This is a genomic window from Flavobacterium limnosediminis JC2902, assembly GCF_000498535.1.
In the GTDB taxonomy this organism is placed as follows: Bacteria; Bacteroidota; Bacteroidia; order Flavobacteriales; family Flavobacteriaceae; genus Flavobacterium; species Flavobacterium limnosediminis.
The window spans coordinates 23,235-40,088 of the sequence record NZ_AVGG01000018.1 but is presented as its reverse complement, the minus strand read 5'-3'; the positions used below and the strand labels follow the sequence as shown (position 1 = coordinate 40,088).

Annotated in this window: 9 protein-coding genes; all 9 read right to left on the bottom strand. The window is 38.3% G+C overall.

The genetic code is table 11. From position 1 onward, the window contains the following. Positions 1 to 376: 376 nt before the first annotated feature. Positions 377 to 1,093, bottom strand: a complete 717-nt coding sequence (locus tag FLJC2902T_RS11740; protein ID WP_023580009.1) for a response regulator transcription factor — start codon at positions 1,091 to 1,093, stop codon at positions 377 to 379. Positions 1,094 to 1,098: 5 nt separating this feature from the next. Further along, on the bottom strand, positions 1,099 to 2,682 hold the full coding sequence (locus FLJC2902T_RS11735; protein ID WP_023580008.1) for a sensor histidine kinase: 1,584 nt from the start codon (positions 2,680 to 2,682) through the stop codon (positions 1,099 to 1,101). 71 nt (positions 2,683 to 2,753) lie between these two features. Further along, positions 2,754 to 3,338 (bottom strand): dephospho-CoA kinase, encoded by a 585-nt coding sequence (gene coaE, locus FLJC2902T_RS11730; protein ID WP_023580007.1) that lies wholly within the window; start codon positions 3,336 to 3,338, stop codon positions 2,754 to 2,756. A 1-nt stretch (position 3,339) separates the two neighbouring features. Then, entirely contained in the window at positions 3,340 to 4,338 is a 999-nt protein-coding gene (locus tag FLJC2902T_RS11725; protein WP_023580006.1) for a glycosyltransferase, read from the bottom strand. Between the two features lie 89 nt (positions 4,339 to 4,427). Beyond that, positions 4,428 to 6,590: a T9SS type A sorting domain-containing protein gene (locus tag FLJC2902T_RS11720; RefSeq protein WP_162147687.1), complete on the bottom strand. Its 2,163-nt coding sequence runs from the start codon at positions 6,588 to 6,590 to the stop codon at positions 4,428 to 4,430. A 235-nt stretch (positions 6,591 to 6,825) separates the two neighbouring features. Continuing rightward, on the bottom strand, positions 6,826 to 8,979 hold the full coding sequence (locus tag FLJC2902T_RS11715) for a T9SS-dependent choice-of-anchor J family protein (RefSeq protein WP_023580004.1): 2,154 nt from the start codon (positions 8,977 to 8,979) through the stop codon (positions 6,826 to 6,828). A 253-nt stretch (positions 8,980 to 9,232) separates the two neighbouring features. Continuing rightward, a complete protein-coding gene (locus FLJC2902T_RS11710; RefSeq protein WP_023580003.1) occupies positions 9,233 to 12,172 on the bottom strand; it encodes a T9SS type A sorting domain-containing protein in 2,940 nt (979 codons plus the stop codon). A 284-nt stretch (positions 12,173 to 12,456) separates the two neighbouring features. Next, positions 12,457 to 15,240, bottom strand: a complete 2,784-nt coding sequence (locus FLJC2902T_RS11705) for a GEVED domain-containing protein (RefSeq protein WP_023580002.1) — start codon at positions 15,238 to 15,240, stop codon at positions 12,457 to 12,459. A gap of 416 nt (positions 15,241 to 15,656) precedes the next feature. Then, positions 15,657 to 16,847, bottom strand: a complete 1,191-nt coding sequence (fabV, locus tag FLJC2902T_RS11700) for an enoyl-ACP reductase FabV (RefSeq protein ID WP_035678530.1) — start codon at positions 16,845 to 16,847, stop codon at positions 15,657 to 15,659. Positions 16,848 to 16,854 lie beyond the last annotated feature (7 nt).

The following is a 16,854-nucleotide window of genomic DNA, read 5'->3' as shown; positions in this document are numbered from 1 at the left end:
ATTTTTGAATTTCTTCAATTATTTGGACGTAACTGTTTAAAACACCGATTTCGCAGATTTTCACAGATTAAACTGATTTTAGCAGATTGTGTTCTGGAGATAAAACAATTCGGTTAACAGCCACGCCCTAACCCGAATTACTTCACTGTACGTTTATTTTAATTGGTGTTCAGTGAATTTCATTTGCAGCGAAAGGCATTTTTTGATAAAAAATCTGGAGTTCCTGAAGAAAAAAAGCGACCAACGGAAGCTCTTTTTTGTTCTTTGGAACTCCTTTTTTTATGAAAAATCCTGTAGCGGAAAGCCGGATCAGTTTCAAAAAAAAAAAAGCCCTGATTTCTCAGAGCTTCTTTTACAATATAATTAATCAATGTTGTTATTCGGCTGCTTTTCCTTTGATTACCAAACGGAAACCTTCACCGTGAATATTTAAAATTTCGACATCTTCGTCCTGTTTCAGGTACTTACGTAATTTGGCGATGTAAACATCCATACTTCTGGAAGTAAAATAGTTATCATCTCTCCAGATTTTAGTTAATGCCAATTCACGAGGCATCAGATCGTTTTCATGCAATGCCAGCATTTTCAGCAACTCATTCTCTTTAGGCGACAATTTAATAGGTTCGTCGTCAGGAAATGTTAAGAAACGAAGTTTTGAATTCAGGTGGAATTTACCGATTTCGAATTCAAATTTCGTATTATCCGTTTTGGTCTCGGAAGCTTTACGCAGGATGATGGCTTTTATTTTCATCAATAACACTTCCGAATCAAATGGTTTGTTCAGGTAATCGTCGGCTCCAACCTTATATCCTTTCAGTACGTCTTCTTTCATGGATTTAGCCGTAAGGAAAATAATAGGCACCTCTTTGTTTTTCTCGCGTATTTCGCGCGCCAGGGTATAACCGTCTTTGTAAGGCATCATTACATCAAGAATACACAAATCGTAGTTGTCTTTCTTGAACTTTTCGAAACCTTCCATTCCGTTTTTAGCCAAGGTTACATCAAAATCATTTATGATTAAATAATCTTTCAATACCGCTCCGAAATTTGGATCATCTTCTACTAATAGAATTTTTTTGTTGGTTGCATCCATATTTTTTAATTTATTAAAGGCATTTTAATTGTGAAGGTACTTCCCTTCCCCTTTTCACTTTCCACAAAAATCTGGCCATTGTGGTCTTCTACGATTCTTTTTACATAGGCCAGTCCTAAACCGTGTCCTTTTACGTTGTGTAAATCACCGGTATGTTCTCTGTAAAACTTTTCAAATATTCTTTTCAGGGCAATTTTGCTCATTCCGGCTCCCTGGTCTTTTATTTTAATCAGGACAAAATCTTTGACATTTTCCGTTGAAACCTCTATTATTGGGGCTTCAGGAGAATATTTTATGGCATTGTCCAGTATGTTAACCATCACGTTGGTAAAGTGAACGTCATTCAGCAGAATGGTTGTTCGCTTCGCCTCCAGATTGCTTGTAATCACACCTCCGCGATCTTCCACAATCAGGTTAACGTGTTCTATGGCATCTTCAATAATATCGTGAACGTCTGTTGGTTCTTTGCTTATTTCTAACTCTTTTCGCTCCAGTTTTGAAATGCGGAGTACATTTTCCACCTGCGCGTGCATGCGCTTGTTCTCATCTCTGATCATTTGCAGGTAGCGTTCTACTTTCTCACGGTCTTCTATGATTTTTGGGTTTCTGATCGCATCTAAAGCAAGATTGATGGTTGCGATAGGCGTTTTAAACTCATGGGTCATATTATTAATGAAATCGGTTTTGATTTCCGAAATCTGCTTTTGCTTAATCAACTGATTCAGGGCGCTGAAATAGGCCACGATAATTACCAGTGTGAAAATCAGCGAAAGCGACGTGATTCCTACCAATGATGAAAACAGAAACTTACCTTTTTGAGGAAAACTCACCAGCAGTTGATATTTGTTTTCATTGTCGTTATCGGTAAAAACCGGAATTCCGTAAGTTGATTTCTTGTCGTAGTTAAAATCTTCTGATTTAATTTTTGTCGCAAGACCATCACTGTAAATACCGAATTCGAAAGGCGTCTTCACTCCGTATTGTCGCAATTCGTTTTCCAGCATTGCGTTAAGTCGCTCTTTCGTAATCCTGTCCTGTATTGGTTTTAAAGCCAAGTAATCTTTAAAATAAATTTCGAATTGGGCTTTATCCAAAATATTCAGGGCACCCGTTTTTTCGATGGTTATATCAGGGGTATTGTTTTTGCGCATTCCGGAATTATCAATAATGTTTCCATTATAGATTTCTGTTTTCCGTTTGGCTACAAAACTTTTAACCGGGACCGAGTCAGAATTCTTATCAAAGAACGAACGATTCAAACCGTAATCTTCAGCGATGATGGTGTTGGAATAAATAATCTGCTCGTTTGTTTTCGGATTGCGTTCCACAAAGAAGTATTCTTTCAACTCGCTTTGTTTTGGCGCTTTACCTATACTGTCCGTCAGTTTATCATACCATCTGTAAAACTCAAAAGCCTCCTGCTGCTCCAGTTTGGTGGCTACATTTCCTATAACCTGCTGTACGTGAAATTTGAATTGTTCTTCGCTATTTTTATAGGAAGTGTCAATCCAATACAACTGAACGAGAATTATCCCCAAAAGGGACAAACTCATTAAAACAACAAGCAATCGGAAACGCATTTTATTCATCAAAACAAAATTAACATTTTAACATTTAGACCTTAAAAACATTAACCAAAGATTAACATCTGCTATGATTTTTACATTTTATTCAATTCTTTAAGAATTTCGCCGACTGAAATTTTCGCATTTTCAAAATCAATATTTTGGATGATATAATCCGATAGAGGGATTTTTTTTTCGTCAGGCCACTGATTTTCAATGCGTTCCAAAACCTGATTTTCAGTTACCTTATCACGGTTCATTACCCTTTGAATCCGGATTTCCTTCGGTGCCGTTACAAGAATGATTTTATCACAGTCTTTATAACTGCCGCTTTCAAAAAGAATCGCTGCTTCTTTAACGACAAAAGGGTGGTTTTTATGCGCTTTTACCCATGAAATAAAATGATTTCTTACTTCAGGATGAACGATACTGTTTAATTTATTGAGTTGCTCCGGATCGGAAAAAACGATATCGGCCATCTTTTTTTTGTTCAACCGATTATCCTCGGTTATGTTTTCTTCAAAGACCGATTGTATTTTTTTTACCATTTCCGGTGAATCCATCAGTTTTTTAGCCTCATCATCGGCAATATAAACCGGGACACCGAGTTCTTTAAAATAACCGGCGACGGTTGATTTTCCGCTACCTATTCCGCCTGTAAGTCCGATTATCTTTGTCATATTATTTTTTAAAAAACAACTCCGGGAATGCTTTCTCGGGTTGCTGTTTTTTTATTTTGATTTTAATGAACGACTGTAAAAAACCAATACCATAACCCGTAAACTGGAACATTGCCGCAAAAACGGATAAAAACCCGATCCACGGATTCAGGTTTTCGATGGAACCTACCCAGAACAGCAGAATGAAATAGGCGGCATAAACTTTAATCGGAATTAAAAATCCGAAGACTGATAAAACAACTGCTACGGCGAATCCGAACAAAAAAAGTGTCGGAAACCAAAACGTCAGTTTGCTGTGTTTTGGATACCAGGAATCCAATATCGGTCTGGCTTTCCCGAATTTATTTACCTGTTTGTAGAATTTACTGAAATCGATTCTTCGTTTGTGGTATACGTATGAATCTTTGAACAGTCTGGTTTTGAATCCTAGTTTCCATAAACGAATTGATAAATCCGGATCTTCACCGGGATGAATATTTCCGAAACCGCCTGAAGCCTCGAATGCTTTTTTGGATAGTCCCATGTTAAAACTTCTCGGCTGGAATTTCCCGATTTTTTCGGATCCTCCACGAACACCTCCCGTTGTTAAAAACGATGTCATCGTAAAGTTTATTGCTTTCTGAACGGAGGAAAAAGAATCCAAAGCACTATCAGGTCCCCCAAAACAATCCACAAAATTATTTTTCAGGTTTGTATTCACTGAGGTCAGATAGTTTTCAGGCAAAATACAGTCGGAATCCAGGATCAGGAAATAACTTCCCATCGCCTGTTTCATTCCGAAATTCCTTGAATCACCAGGTCCTGAATTCGGTTTATTGAAGTAGGAAATGAACATTTTTCCTTCATATTTTTTTACTACGTCATGACAAGGGATCGTTGATCCGTCCTCGACAATGACTACCTCAAAATCTTCATGATAATTCTGTTCTGCTATGCTTTTCAGCAGTTCCTCTATTTCATCGGGGCGGTTAAAAACCGGAATAATAAACGAAAAATACATTACTTCAACTAAATTTTAACAAAGGTAATGGTATAAAAATAAAAAAACCGCTTCGAAAAGCGGCTTTTTAAAACAATTAGTCGAAATTGTTATTGTTTGATAACTTTAATTGTTTGTGTTACACCATCAGCAGTAAACTTAACAATATAGTTACCTGCATTTAGGTTTGACATATCAATTTGTCCTTGGGCAACATTTAACGTTTTTGTCATTACATTCTGTCCTAACATATTGTAGACTTCTACAGACGAAATTTCTGTTGCGTAAGATAAATTCAGTACGTTTTTTACCGGGTTTGGATAGGCTTTAAAAGCAGTAGTATCAAAAGAACCCGTGCTTAAAGAAGCATCGTAAGCAGATACTTTAAATGTTCCGAATGAATTATTACCATATTCCCATACTCTATAATACAATACTTCTCCGGGAGTTCTTCCTGTTACCTGGATTAATGGCTGATCATTCGGATCAGAACTGCTTGAGTCATCACAATCAATCAAAACCAATGCCCCACAAACACCACTGTAAACTGCCGCGGCTGAATCCGTAATACCTCCAGCATCAGTATTATTTTCAAAAGTTAAATTTCCAGATGCAGGAACTACTACTGAGAACCAAACATCTCCACCTGAATAATTAGCACAGCCCGGAGCTGTTTCCCCTGCCGAAGAAGTAGCCCCAACATTCGTTCCTGTAACAGGGTTATCTGAGAAAACACCACCAGCAGTAAGTGCAGTTGCATTAGCACAGTTATCATTTGCAGGAGGAGTAGCCAATGTCGTAAAAGAAACGGTAGTCCAAATACTGAAAGTACCTCCACAATCCGTTCTTACATGGAAATAATATGTCGTTGAAGGTGCTAATGGCGTTGCATTAAACGAATTCGTTGTAATTGCAGTTCCGGCTCCTGCAGGATTTGTAGCCACCTGATCTAAAACATACTGATAGTTACCTGTTGTAACACTCCATGCAATATCAGCTGAAGAATGCGTTACATTACTTGCTATCACCCCTGTAGGCTCAACGCATGCCGGAGTCAATCTTATTTGCATATTGTCAATTGAAAAATCAATATCAGCACCTCCGTCAGCGGTACCTTCAACTGCTCTGAATGCAAAACGAACATTTTGACCAGCATAGGCATCTAAATCAATAATATTTGTGGTTCCAACGTTTGAAGGTACATTTGTATCATTATAAGTATATAAAACAGTCCAGTTATTCAGTCCGGTCGAAACCAAAACCTCAACGGTATCATCAGACTCCCAAGGGGTTGTTGGAGCAGTTGTATTATTCCATTGTGTTGCTGCCGCATCAAATTTAAGTTCATAACCTGTAGCCGGAATAGTAAACATCGGTGACACTATCCAGTCATTGGCAGAAGCAGCATAAATATTATATTTAATTGCACCGGTAGTTCCGTTATTTGCAAACCCATCCGCTGACCAATCGCTATCTCCGAAACCTGAAGGTCCGGCTGTTAAATCTCCGCCATCAGCCAGTTGCCAACATTCCGGAAGATCAACTGAAAAATCCTCTGAAGCAGGGGCCGTGATTGTACCACAAGTGGTAAAACTGGTTTCGGCACAGGCAACAGCATCACCAATTGCATTATAAGGAGTAACTTTCACATAATAAGTTGTACCAGGAGTCAAAGTTCCTAAATCATAAGTAAGGACATTTCCAACATCCTGCATGTTTAAAACATTTGTTCCACCTGTAGTAGTACCTACATTCAGTTTATATCCAGTGGCACCACCTGAAGCAACCGGCCATGAAATTTGTGATGACAACACATCGGCAGTTCCATTCGTAGGAGTACTTAACGTTGTACAACCCGGTACTGCTGTCGCCGTAAAGGTAACTTCCACATCTATCGTGATGGTAACACCATCGGAGAAGTTATCATCATCATGTGATGTAATTGTTAATGATGAAAAACCTGTAATGTCTACATTATTAAAATTGGCAGCACATCCGGTAATAACTGTTCCTCCATCTACTGAAAGATCAAAACCAAACCAATCAGAACCGTCGGATGCACAAGCTCCTGAAACTAAACTTCCGGCAGCATTTATTAATCTCATACTGGATATAGTACCGGTTCCGTTACAAGTAATACTGCTGGCATTAATTGTTAATACAGTAGGGTCATCATCTTGCCCAGATACCGTAAATGTTTGTGTACATGTGGATTGAGCAAACACCTGCAATCCAAACACAAAAAAGAAAAGTAAAAAAGTAATTTTTTTCATAAAAATATATTTATTTTTTGGTAAAAATAACATTTTTTTCACAAAATAAACAAATGAAATATTTTTACAACAAAAATATTAACACTATTTCTTACATAGCTTTTTTTTCGGATCCAATATTTTAACTCTAGCAATAATTTAAAATTTAAAAAAGTCACATCTGTACTATTCTTTTTCTTAAACAAAAAAAGCTGTCTTTTCAGACAGCCTCTTTCTATAGTAATTAAAATACAAATTATTGTTTTACAACTTTAATAGTTTTGGTTAAACCATCAGCCGTAACCTTAACAATGTAGTTTCCGGCGTTTAGGTTAGACATATCAATTTGTCCTTGCGCAACATTTAATGTTTTAGTCATTACATTTTGACCTAACATATTGTACACTTCTACAGAAGATATTTCCGTAGCGTAAGATAAATTCAATACGTTTTTAACAGGATTTGGATAGGCTTTAAAAGCACTACTATCAAAAGAACCAGTACTTAAAGTACCATCGTAAGCGGCTATCTGATATGCAATTGCAGCTCCACCACCGTATCTCCATGTGTTCACGTAAACAACTTCTCCAGGTGTTCTTGTTAAATTAACCATTGAATAAGCACCGTCTAAACTGTCATCATCATCACATTCAATCAGAGTTAGAGCTCCGCAGGTTCCTGAATATACAGCCATCCCGGTATCATAATTACCTGAACCGTCATTATTGGTTTCCACGGTTAAAGTTCCTGATGCAGGAATTGTTACAGCATACCACACATCATTCCCTAAGAACGAAGCACATCCAGGTGCCGGCGGGTTAGAATTAGTAGCTCCTAATAATGCTACTGCTTCAGGATTTTCAGAGAATACACCTCCTGGAGTAAGTACAGTTGCACCACTACAGTCGTTATTTACCGGAGGCGTTGCTAAAGTTGTAAAAGAAACGGTAGTCCAAATACTGAAAGTACCTCCACAATCCGTTCTTACATGGAAATAATATGTCGTTGCAGGTGCTAATGGCGTTGCATTAAATGAATTCGTTGCAATTGAAGTTCCGGCTCCTGCAGGATCAGTAGCCACCTGATCTAAAACATACTGATAGTTACCCGTTGTAACATTCCATGCGATATCAGCTGAAGAATGCGTTACATTACTTGCTATTACCCCTGTAGGTTCAACGCATGCCGGTGTCAATCTGATTTGCATATTGTCAATTGAAAAATCAATATCAGCACCTCCGTCAGCGGTACCTTCAACTGCTCTGAATGCAAAACGAACATTCTGACCAGCATAGGCATCTAAATCAATAATATTTGTGGTTCCAACGTTTGAAGGCACATTTGTATCATTATAAGTATATAAAGCAGTCCAGTTATTCAGTCCGGTCGAAACCAAAACCTCAACGGTGTCATCAGACTCCCAAGGAGTAGTTGGAGCATTTGTTGATGCGTATTGATTTGCGGCTGCATCAAATTTAAGTTCATAGCCAGTAGCAGGAATATTATACACCGGAGATATTACCCAGTCGTTGGCAGAAGCCAAGTAAAGGTTGTATCTGATAGCCCCGGTAAATCCATTATTACCAAATCCGTCTTCACCCCAACTGCTTGTCCCGAAACTTGCCGGTCCGGCTGTTAAATCTCCGTTATCGGCTCTTTGCCAACATCCCGGAAGAAAAACTGAAAAATCCTCTGAAGCTGGAACTGTGATTGCACCACATGTAGTGAAACTACTTTCTGTACAAGCCACAGCATCACCTACTGCATTATAAGGTGTGACTTTTACATAATAAGTTGTTCCCGGTGTCAAAGTTCCCAAATTATAAGTCAGCACATTTCCAACATCCTGCATGTTTAAAACATTAGTTCCACCAGCAGTAGTACCTACATTTAATTTATATCCTGTGGCACCGCCTGAAGCAACCGGCCATGAAATTTGTGATCCCATTACATTTACCGCTCCATTTGCAGGCGTGCTTAACGCTGTACACCCTGGAACTGCTGTGGCCGTAAAGGTAACTTCCACATCTATTGTGATCGTAACACTATCGGAGTAGTTATCATCATCATGTGACGTAATTGTTAATGATGAAAAACCTGTAATGTCTACATTATTAAAATCGGCAGCACATCCGGTAATAACAGATCCACCGTTTACTGAAAGATCAAAACCATACCAATCTGAACCATCAGATGCACAAAAACCTGAAGCCAAACTTCCGGCAGCATTTATTAATCTCATACTGGCTACCGTACCGGTTCCGTTACAATTTATACTGCTGGCATTAATAGTTAATACAGTAGGGCCGCCATCTTGCCCGGATACCGTAAATGTTTGTGTACATGTGGATTGAGCAAAAGCCTGTAATCCAAACACAAAAAATAAAAATAAAAGAGTAATTTTTTTCATATAAGTTTTTTGTTAAAAATTTTATCGAAAATAATATTTTTTTAAATTAAAATAACATCTGAATTACGTTTTTTTCAATTAAAAACATTAAATTTTAATAAAAATGTTGTGAATTACATTTCTGTTAAAAATAAATAAAAAAATTCACACAATAAATTATAACAAAAAGTTATTTAAAATATGATGATTCCAAAAAAAAGAGGCTGTCCGAAAAGAACAGCCTCACATATTTTTCTAAAACGGTAAAAACAAATTACTCTTTGATAACCTTAATTGTCTTTGTTAAACCGTCTGAAGTAACTTTAACAATATAATTACCCGCATTCAGATTTGACATATCGATTTGCCCTTGGGACACATTCAACGTTTTTGTCATCACATTCTGACCTAACATATTGTAAACTTCCACAGAAGAAATTTCACTTGAATAAGTCAAGTTAAGTATATCTTTAACAGGGTTTGGATACGCTTTGAATGAAGTCGAATCAAAAGACCCCGTACTTAAAGAAGCATCGTATGCAGCAATAACAAATTGACCGTTTGATGCCGTTGGAGCAGTAGTATTATATTTCCAAACCCCAATATAAATCACCTCACCGGAAGTTCTTCCAGTTAAGGATAAAAGCGACATTAAATCATTTGAACCTCCAGCATTACCGTCGTCATCACACCCAATTTGAGTCAATGTTCCACATGAACCTGAAAATGCAGCTACAACGGAGTCCGTCATCGAATTCGATGTACTTGCCTGTATTTCAATTGTTATGTTTCCGGAGGCAGGAACAACAACACTATACCATACATCCGCAGTAAAACTAGCCTGACAACTAGGAGTAATACCGGAAGTAGTGTTAGCTGCATTAATTGTCCCGGCAACATCCTGATCACCAAAAACTCCACCAGGTGTCAAAGCAATTGCATTTGCACAATTATCATTTACTGGCGGTGTTGCCAGGGTTGTAAACGAAATCGTTGACCAAGGACTGTAAATTGGTCCCGCACAAACCGTTCTTACGTGGAAATAATAAGTTGTATTTTGAGTCAATGGAGTAGCATTAAAAGTTTCCCCTGACAAAGTCGTACCTGACCCGGCCGGATCAGTGGCCACATTATCTAAAACATACTGATAGTTACCTGTAGTTGCCGTCCAGGAAATAGTAGCTGAAGTATCGGTAATACCATTTGCAACCAATCCGATAGGATTAGAACAAGCCGGAGTTAATCTGATTTCAAAGTTATCAATTGAAAAATCAATATCGGCAGAGCCATTAGCCGCACCTTCAACTGCTCTAAATGCAAATCGTACCGTCTGACCTGCATAAGCATCTAAATCAATAATATTTGTAGAACCGACATTAGAAGGAACATTAGTATTGTTATACGTATACAATACCGTCCAGTTATTAGTTCCCGTAGAAACAAGTACTTCTACAAAATCATCAGCTTCCCAAGGTGTTGTTGGCGCTGTCGTAGCTGCATATTGTGTCGCAGCAGCATCAAATTTCAGTTCATATCCCGATACCGGAATAACATACAAGGGAGACATAATCCAGTCATTTGCACCAGTAGTAAAAACATTATATCTGGCGGAACCTGTTGTCCCAACATTTCCAAATCCATCGTCAAGCCAGCTACTGGAACCAAATGTAGAAGGACCTGCCGTTAAATCCCCGTTATCAGCTTCCTGCCAACAACCCGGCACGTAGGTAGTGAAGTTTTCAGTAGCTGGTACAGTATAACTGGAACATGTGGTAAAGTTACCGGTATTGGTTCCGGTTGTCACATTAAAAAAGTAATCATAGGGACCGGAACCACATCTCACATATTCATATGCTTTGATGTAGTACTGTGTTGCTGCGGATAAACCTGTTACGGTTACACTTGTTCCTGTACCGTCATAAATTATTTGCTCTCCCGAACCGGCATAAACCGCGTTTGCAGTCAAAGCAGGTGCATTACCGTTAACAGGATCTGTAAAGGTTGCAGAATTACTGATATAAACTACTCTTCTGCTTCCATTACCATTTGTCCAGTTAACCAAAGCCTGTGAGTATCCGACAGTTGCTGCAGGAATTGCAACATTACTGATTTGATTTGTAGGATTGATGGAACCAGCAACCATTACAGAGGCAGTTTGAGCAGACAGACCGGAACCTCCACAAGTAAAATTCAATCTATAATAAATAGCTGTACCTGAAAAGGCCGCAGGCGTGTAAGTTGGACTGTTGGCCCCTGTACCTCCAACAACCGGTGCCCAAGCATCTGTTACACCATTATCATTAGATTCTTCCCATTGAAATGTAAAACCTGATGCCCCCGTGCTATAGCCCGTTGCTACTAAGTTAGCAGGCGTTGAGCCAATACAAACATTTTGACTTGTGGGAGAAACGGAACCCGCAGTTGGAGTTCCCGTACAAGGTGCAGGAGGACTCCAGATATATGTCAATCCCTCAGTAGGCATTCCCGGTGTGGCAGCAGTCGTGTTAAAAGCCTGACTGGAATTATTAGCTGTACCCTGCGTTGAAGCTGTAAATAAAGTACCTACTGCACTTAATCTGTTATTGTAGTCAGTATTGGTAGCTCCTCTCAGTCCAATTTGTCGGGTTCCGGAAGCAGCAGTGGAACCAACTACGTAACCTGTTGGCCCATAAACAACCTTCACCAGATTTGAAGTTTCAACCAATCTTATCTGAAAATTCATGTATGGAATATTCGTTGTAATAGAAGAGTAAGTTGGTCTCCAGTTCATAAACTGAACTACAAACTCACGGTTTGGAGCAGTTCCTACCACTTCCCAACTGGTTTCCCCGGTTATAAGATCCGAAACGAAAACACCACATAAATCTCCTCCCCAGGCCGAAACCGCTCCGCTATAAGCAGTAGTAGAAGAAATTGGAGTAGAAGTAAATGCCGAAGGCAAAGTGGTTCCAAAAGTTATGTAACCATTACTGTTTACTTTACAACCGGTATAATTAGTTCCATTGAAATTAAAATTGAAAGGAATTGAACCATCATCAATTGTCCACACCTGACTGTCGAAACTTGTTGCAGTCGTCGAAGTACCCAAAATAGTACCTCCTGTAATCTCCATGTACGGTTCATTAGACTGCGCAAAGGTGTAAGAAGCCACCTGAGCATGTCCGTCAAAAAAAAACAAGAGACCCAATAATAGAATAAAAGTAATTTTTTTCATGTTCTGTTTTTTAAAGTTATATCTTAAATATAACAACAATTATTTAACATGTGATTAAACAAAACAACATAACACAAAACTTAAAATTTCTGTTACTTATATAACACTTTGCTATAGATTTTACTTACACAACATCCTGAATCCTAACTTCTTTAGAAATTTCAACAGGATAATTCCGTTATTCAAAACCGAAACCAAACAGATGGAAATTAATTTCTTAAACAAAAAAAGAGACTGTCTTTTGTGACAGCCTCTTTCATTTAAAAGCAGAAACTAATTACCGCTTACTTTTTTATAACCTTAATGGTTTTGGTTAAACCATCAGCAGTAACTTTTACGATATAGTTACCGGAATTCAGGTTTGACATATCAATTTGTCCCTGTGCAACATTTAACGTTTTTGTTAATACGTTTTGACCTAACATATTGTACACCTCCACGGAAGAAATCTCCGAAGAATACGATAAATTCAATACATCCTTAACAGGGTTTGGATACGCTTTGAATGATGTTGAATCAAAAGAAACGGATGATAATGCGCTATCAACAATTAATTTATAATCTTCAACCTCTCCTCTTCCTGAAACAAAACCACATGGATTTGCAGGATTTAAGGCATTCCAATCGATTAAAACTCTCATTCCATAACTACCATTAGCAGTTCCGTTTGGAATTGTAATTGATCCTGTAAAAGGTCCATTACCATATGAAGTAGTATTGTAAACTCTTTCAGATGATTCAAACTGTAAGTTATTATTCCAATCTACCCAGATAGCACAACCCACTGTACCTCCAACTATAGCAACCTCGAAATTGAAAGCCTGATTAGGAGCTTGAGATACGCTATTTACAGCATAGAAATCACCATAGTTATTAGTTGACAAACCAGACGCTGTATTTGAAATATTTACACCGCCTCCTGTCGTAGTGAACGAATTAACATAAGTAGATGCATTGGTACCTGATGGTAAACAGTATCCAGTGTAAAAAGTAAACGGACCTGACCAAGTGCTTGTACCGCTTGCAGCACAATCTGCCTGAGCGTAGTACTGGTAACTTGTATTGGGTGCCAGACCAGATAATGGATAAGTATTGGCAACTCCATTAACAATTGTTCCTGTCCCCAATGCAAAACCTGAAGCCCCCCACTGAACATTCCATAACGTTTCAGAACCTCCGGCAGTCCACAATAAATTTGCAGAGGAATAAGTTACATTATTTGCACTCAAGCCTATTGGCTGATTACATGCAGGTATTAACTCCATAAGAACATTAGCGATATGGAAATCATAATCCGGTGCATCATCAAGAGGTCCGTCTGAACCCCTAAAAGCAATTTGTACTGTCTGACCTGTATAAGCTGATAAATCAAATAAATAATCCGTAAGTGCATTTGTCAATGTTGTTGTGTTTGCGGCATTGAAAGTTTGTAAAACAGTCCAAGAACTGCCACAAGCATCTGTAGATATTAAAACATCAACTTTATCATCCGTACCAGCCATTCCTACAGGATCAGGTGTAGAAACGTTATAATCTGTTATAGCAGCTCTAAATTTAAGACGGCTTGCTGCAGTTAAAGTAACCTTAGGACCTACGATCCACTCGTTTCTTGTATTTGTAAATAGATTCAATTTTGCACTTGACCCGAATACAGTGGAATTAGTCCAGGACGAAGTTGAACCTCCAGGAGCTGAATCAGATGGTGTAGAACCCGCAGCGGTTGCAATAGCTGCTTCATACCATCCTGGGAATACTGTACTCAAATTTGCCCCTGTAAAACCAGAAAAAGTATTATTAACAGGAAGTGTAGCTGTACTTGGCTGCGAGGTAAGAACCGAAGCCACATTTGTTCCCGAAGTTACATTATAATAATAATCATATGGTCCTGAACCACATCTTACATATTCATAAACCTTAAAATAATAAGTTGCATTACAAGTCAGTCCGGAAACAGAAACAGAAGTCCCTGTCCCATCATACACAATCTGCTGACCGCTTCCCGCATAAACAGCATTAGCCGTATTAGCCGGTTGTCCACTCGCACTTACAGGATCGGTTATACTGGCATTATTGCTAACAATCACCAATCTTCTTCCACCATTTCCATTCGTCCAGCTTGCCGTTGTATTGGTATATAGTGTATTAGTAAAATTTAAAGTCGATGCCTGTGTTGCAGGAACAATAGGATTTTGTATACTAACAATTGTTGAATAACCAGATAAACCAGAGTTCGTACAGGTTACGTTTAATCTGTAATAAATTGGTGTTCCTGAAAAAGTTGGTGGAGTATAAGTCGTTGTATTGGCTCCCGAACCTCCAACAACCGGCGCCCAAGCATCTCCTACTCCATTATCATCTGATTCTTCCCATTGAAAACTTGTTCCCAGATAGACAACAGTACCTGTTGCAACTAAAGCAGCAGGAGTTGCCCCCGTACAAAGGTTTTGAGATACAGGCATTACCGTTCCTGCAACTGGTGTACCGGAACATTGTGTATCATAAGTAATTTGAATATTAGGTCTATTATTCGTAACCGTTCCATTTCCTGTAGGGACATTGGTATCTTGTTGCCAATATTCGTGTTGTGAAGTCGCAGCAGAATATCTAACCGAATTCCCTGCAGCTCCTGCTCCATTACCACCGCCTCCAAAATTAGCTTCTACAAGAACCATTAAGTTATTACTGCCACCCGTATAATTGAAAGGGACTGATAAATTGATTGTATTCCAACCAACAGCCGGAGTTACAGTTCCCGAAAAAACCTGAGTAGCCCCAGAAATCTGATTAGCCCACGTTCCCGCTGTTAAAGTAGGACTACTTGTTTCCATTAAATAAACAACGATTGGCCTGGCTGCTCCGGCGGTGTTTGCCTGCCATGAGAGATTAACAATATTTCCGGAACTGCCAATTTCTGCAGCAGTATAAATTGAAGCTGATCTTTCATAACCAAAATAGTTCCCCAAAGGATACCTTTGTGTAGAAGTACCAGTTCCAATTGTAATTATTTGCGCATTCAATCCTACAAATGAAAAGAGCAGCAAATAAATAAAAAAAGTAATTTTTTTCATGCTTTTGTTATATTTTTTTGTGTGGCCGAATTTAACATAATTACCATAATCGTAGTATTAGAATGTGGCAGATAACAAAAACACTTAATATTGTTTCAAAAAAAACAATACAAGACAGATTTTACTTATGAAATATAAAAAGACCTGCATTTAGTGTTATATTTTTTTATTAAAACAAATAAAAAAACACTCATAGGTGTTTTTATAACATTGCAACAATCGGCTATTAATAATTATTTACTTACTTTTTTTTCTACTTTAATCAATAGTCTACATAATTAACCCTTACCTCTTTTAATCAATAAAAAAGTTGCTTCGTTTTACACATTTCAAATAGTAAGGAATTGTGGGGGATGCACAAAAAAAAACTCACGACAAGCGTGAGTTCTTTTGTTTATTTTTTTTTGATATTTAGCTTATGCGATACTCGATACCTGAACCATTTCGTCAGTGTCAGCCAAATAATCGACCCCTTCAAAACCGAAACCGAACAGGTTTAAGAAGTCTTGTTTGTAACCTGCTAAATCGCCAATTTCAACAAGAGATTCTGTTGTGGACTCTTCCCACAATTTTGAAACCTGTGCCTGAACATCCGCTCTCATTTCCCAATCATCAATTCGGATACGGCCTTTGTCATCGGTAGGAATTTCGGAACCGTTATATAATCTCTGTTGGAACAATCTCTGAATCTGTTCGATACATCCCTCATGAATGCCCTCTGCCTTCATAATTTTATACAATAATGAAATGTACAACGGAATTACAGGAATAGCTGAACTTGCTTGTGTTACCAATGCTTTGTTAACCGAAACATATCCTTTTCCGTTAATATCTTTTAATTTATCTGTAATTTCGAAAGCGGTAGATTCCAAATGATCTTTAGCTCTACCAATAGTCCCTTTTCTGTAAACCGGTTCGGTCACTTCAGGTCCGATATATGAATAAGCAACCGTTGTAACGCCATCAGCAAGAACTCCGGCATCTTTCATGGCATCCATCCACATTGACCAGTCTTCACCGCCCATTACAACAACAGTATTGTCAATATCTTCCTGATTTGCCGGTTCAATCGAAACCTGAGAAACATTTCCTGTGTGGAAATCAACAGTTTTATTGGTAAAAGTAGTTCCGATAGGTTTTAAAACAGAACGGTGCATAACACCGGTCACAGGATGCACACGAACGGGAGAAGCCAAACTGTAGATAATCAAATCAACCTGACCTAAATCGGCTTTAATCATATCTATTGTTTGTTGTTTCACTTCGTTTGAAAACGCATCACCGTTAATACTTTTAGCATATAAACCGGCTTTTTGAGCTTCCTGTTCAAAAGCGGCAGAATTATACCAACCCGGAGAAGCGGTTTTTCCTTCCATTGGCGGTTTTTCAAAAAACACACCTATAGTGGAAGCATCGGAACCAAAAGCACTTGTAATTCTCGAAGCCAAACCAAATCCTGTAGAAGCACCAATGACTAATACACGTTTTGGTCCGTTAATTTTACCTTTTGATTTTACATATTCAATTTGATTTTTTACATTTTGTTCGCACCCTTTTGGATGAGCGGTCAAACAAATAAATCCTCGCATTCTAGGTTCTATAATCATGTCCTAA